Origin of the sequence: Acinetobacter sp. YH01024 (assembly GCF_013420195.1) — a bacterium.
Classification (GTDB): Bacteria; Pseudomonadota; Gammaproteobacteria; order Pseudomonadales; family Moraxellaceae; genus Acinetobacter; species Acinetobacter amyesii.
In genome coordinates this window covers 1-3524 of record NZ_VOYQ01000088.1, presented here as the reverse complement: position 1 = coordinate 3524, position 3524 = coordinate 1, and the positions used below count along the sequence as shown (strand labels likewise).

The following is a 3524-nucleotide window of genomic DNA, read 5'->3' as shown; positions in this document are numbered from 1 at the left end:
GTAAATTTTCAGCGTTGCTGGCTCCCCGTCAGCCGGATTGGGTTGCATCGCAGGGGTGTCGAAAGAGTCAACTGCGGTCCAAAGCTGTTGGACTTGGGTGAAAAGGGCGTTTATTCTTCCTATACGTCGATCGATTGAATGAAGGACATATACAATCATTTCTCCGACATTTGGTTATGGAGCGAAAAGTTTCAATATCTTATCAAAACCAGGCAATCAATGCGATTAAGTTTTATTACGAACGTGTTTTGGGTGGACAACGGAAAACATATTTCATCGAAAGACCAAAAAAAGAAAAAACACTTCCTGTTGTGATGAGTGAAGAAGAAACCATTCGGGTACTACGCGCTATTGAAAACGTGAAACACAAGGCTATTCTGATGACTATTTATTCGGCAGGTTTGCGCATTTCTGAATGTATAAACCTGAAAATAAAAGACATTGACTCCAAGCGCATGCAAATTCGTATAGAACAGTCAAAAGGAAAAAGAGATCGTTATACCATTTTATCTGAGAAAACATTAATTATTTTAAGAACATACTTTATGGAATATAAACCAAAAGATTATTTATTTGAAGGTCAAAAAGGTGGCGCATACTCAAGCCGAAGTATTCAAAACATTTTTAAAGCAGCTGTTTTAAAAGCAAAGATTCAAAAGGAAGTTACTGTACATACCTTACGACATAGCTTTGCAACGCATTTGCTTGAGAATGGTACGAGTTTACGTTATATTCAATCGTTGTTAGGTCATTCAAGCAGTAAAACAACTGAGGTTTATACACATATTACCACCAAGGGAATGGAACAATTAAAAAGTCCGATGGATTTGTTAGATATATAGAAAGGATTTGTATATTTGAGCAAAACTTAACAAAAAGCACTATGAATATAAATCCTTTTGAGAGAGTAGAAACGAACGGTAAACGGTTGAAAACGGATTTGTCACTGATAATGAAAGGTTTAGCAAAATAAGATATAGTGGATATATACGCCATTTGGCGTATAGCCACTTGTTATGTGCCATTTTTGAATGACAATGCGAATAGATACAGACAAACAAATGAATTTACTTAGTGATAAGAACGTTGCAATAATTGGTGGTGGACCCGTTGGACTGACTATGGCAAAATTATTACAGCAAAACGGCATAGACGTTTCAGTTTACGAAAGAGACAACGACCGAGAGGCAAGAATTTTTGGTGGAACCCTTGACCTACACAAAGGTTCAGGTCAGGAAGCAATGAAAAAAGCGGGATTGTTACAAACTTATTATGACTTAGCCTTACCAATGGGTGTAAATATTGCTGATGAAAAAGGCAATATTTTATCCACAAAAAATGTAAAGCCCGAAAATCGATTTGACAATCCTGAAATAAACAGAAATGACTTAAGGGCTATCTTGTTGAATAGTTTAGAAAACGACACGGTTATTTGGGATAGAAAACTTGTTATGCTTGAACCTGGTAAGAAGAAGTGGACACTAACTTTTGAGAATAAACCGAGTGAAACAGCAGATTTGGTTATTCTTGCCAATGGTGGAATGTCGAAAATAAGGAGCTTTGTTACCGACACGCAAGTTGAAGAAACCGGTACTTTCAACATCCAAGCTGATATTCTTCAACCGGAAATAAACTGTCCCGGATTTTTTCAGCTATGCAACGGCAACCGATTAATGGCGGGACATCAGGGCATTTTATTGTTTGCCAATCCCAATAATAATGGTGCATTGTATTTAGGAATTAGTTTTAAAACGCCCGATGAATGGAAAAATAAAATTCCCTTAGATTTTCAGGACAGAAACAGCGTTGCCGATTTTTTATTGAAAAGATTTTCCAAATGGAGTGAAGTTTACAAACAATTAATACGTTCGGTATCAACATTTCAATGCTTGCCCACAAGGAAATTTCCTTTGAACAATGATTGGAAAAGTAACCGTCCATTACCCATAACAATGATTGGCGATGCTGCTCATTTGATGTCGCCTTTTGCAGGACAGGGTGTAAATACGGGATTATTGGATGCTTTGATATTGTCTGAAAACCTTACAAACGGAGAATTTACAAGTATTGAAAATGCCATCGAAAACTACGAACAACAAATGTTTGTTTATGCAAAAGATACGCAGGACGAATCGACAGAAAACGAAACCGAAATGTTTAGTCCCAATTTTTCGTTTCAAAAATTATTGAATCTATAAACAGTAAGAAAAAACGGCTACTAACAAGCAGTTTTGCAATAGTGGGGCAGAAGTGCAAAATTGAACTTGTGTGCTTCTATCAACTTTTGTACATTAGCTGCCAGTTTAAGATGGGTGCATTTGAGTATGCCCAAAGGAGCCCGCAAGTATGCGCAGGACGAAGCCAGTAGCCGCGCCGATGGTGGCGCGGGTCTATCTGCGCGTCAGCACCGACGCGCAGGACTTGGAACGCCAAGAGGCGATCACTACGGCCGCGAAGGCCGCCGGCTACTACGTCGCCGGCATCTACCGTGAGAAGGCATCCGGCGCACGCGCCGACCGGCCTGAGCTGCTGCGCATGATCGGCGACCTACAGCCCGGCGAGGTGGTCATTGCCGAGAAGATCGACCGCATCAGCCGCCTACCTTTGCCCGAGGCCGAGCGCCTGGTGGCCTCGATACAGGCCAAAGGCGCACGCCTGGCCGTCCCTGGCGTGGTCGATCTATCCGACCTGGCGGCCGAGGCCCAGGGCGTCGCCAAGATCGTGCTGGAAGCCGTGCAGATCATGCTTTTTCGCCTGGCCTTGCAGATGGCCCGCGACGACTACGAGGACAGGCGCGAACGCCAGCGCCAAGGCATTGAGTTGGCCCGCCAGGCCGGGCGGTACAAGGGCCGCCGTGCTGATCCGAAGCGCCGCGCCCAAGTTGTCGCGCTGCGCAAGTCCGGCTACAGCATCAACAAGACCGCCGAGCTGGCCGGGTACAGTGCGGCCCAGGTGAAACGGATATGGGCCGAGGTCAGCCAGGCCGAAGCGAAGCAGCACGGCGCGTTCGTGGAGGACGCATTGACGGAAGCCGATGCCCTGGCCGCTGTCGGCCAGGATGAGCGCCAGGAGGAAAGGGCATGAAGAAGCCGAACCAAGACGACGAGCCGTTTTTCATCACCGAGGAGATTGCGGCCGAAATGATCGCCGGCGGCTATGAGTTCGAGCTGCCGCCCATTCCTTGCACCATCCGCCTACGCGACGTGCTGGAGCGCATGACCGATGCTGAGCTAGCATTGCAGCCGGGCGAGATCGCCGACCAGGAGCGTGAACGCTGCCGGCGCAAGCCGTGTTCAACCTCATGATCTGGTCATGGTATTTTTCATGGCACTGAGCCTGATAGTTCTTGCAAATTGTTGTCACTAAAGGGTTTTGTGTGCTTGTTTACAATCGAGTGGGAGTGACGGGCACTGGCTGGCAATGTCTAGCAACGGCAGGCATTTCGGCTGAGGGTAAAAGAACTTTCCGCTAAGCGATAGACTGTATGTAAACACAGTATTGCAAGGACGCGGAACATGCCTCAT

4 protein-coding genes are annotated in these 3524 nt (G+C 45.5%); all 4 read left to right on the top strand.

The features are described from left to right. Positions 1–176 precede the first annotated feature (176 nt). The 4 genes from FTT88_RS16840 (at position 177) to FTT88_RS16825 (ending at position 3305) form a co-directional block, all read left to right on the top strand. A complete protein-coding gene (locus tag FTT88_RS16840) occupies positions 177–842 on the top strand; it encodes a tyrosine-type recombinase/integrase (RefSeq protein WP_015060916.1) in 666 nt (221 codons plus the stop codon). 189 nt (positions 843–1031) lie between these two features. Beyond that, on the top strand, positions 1032–2198 hold the full coding sequence (locus tag FTT88_RS16835) for a tetracycline-inactivating monooxygenase Tet(X3) (RefSeq protein ID WP_024160783.1): 1167 nt from the start codon (positions 1032–1034) through the stop codon (positions 2196–2198). 148 nt (positions 2199–2346) lie between these two features. Beyond that, positions 2347–3084 (top strand): recombinase family protein, encoded by a 738-nt coding sequence (locus FTT88_RS16830; RefSeq protein WP_001366550.1) that lies wholly within the window; start codon positions 2347–2349, stop codon positions 3082–3084. Then, positions 3081–3305: a hypothetical protein gene (locus FTT88_RS16825; protein WP_000743213.1), complete on the top strand. Its 225-nt coding sequence runs from the start codon at positions 3081–3083 to the stop codon at positions 3303–3305. The genes FTT88_RS16830 and FTT88_RS16825 overlap by 4 nt, the downstream gene beginning before the upstream one ends. Positions 3306–3524 lie beyond the last annotated feature (219 nt).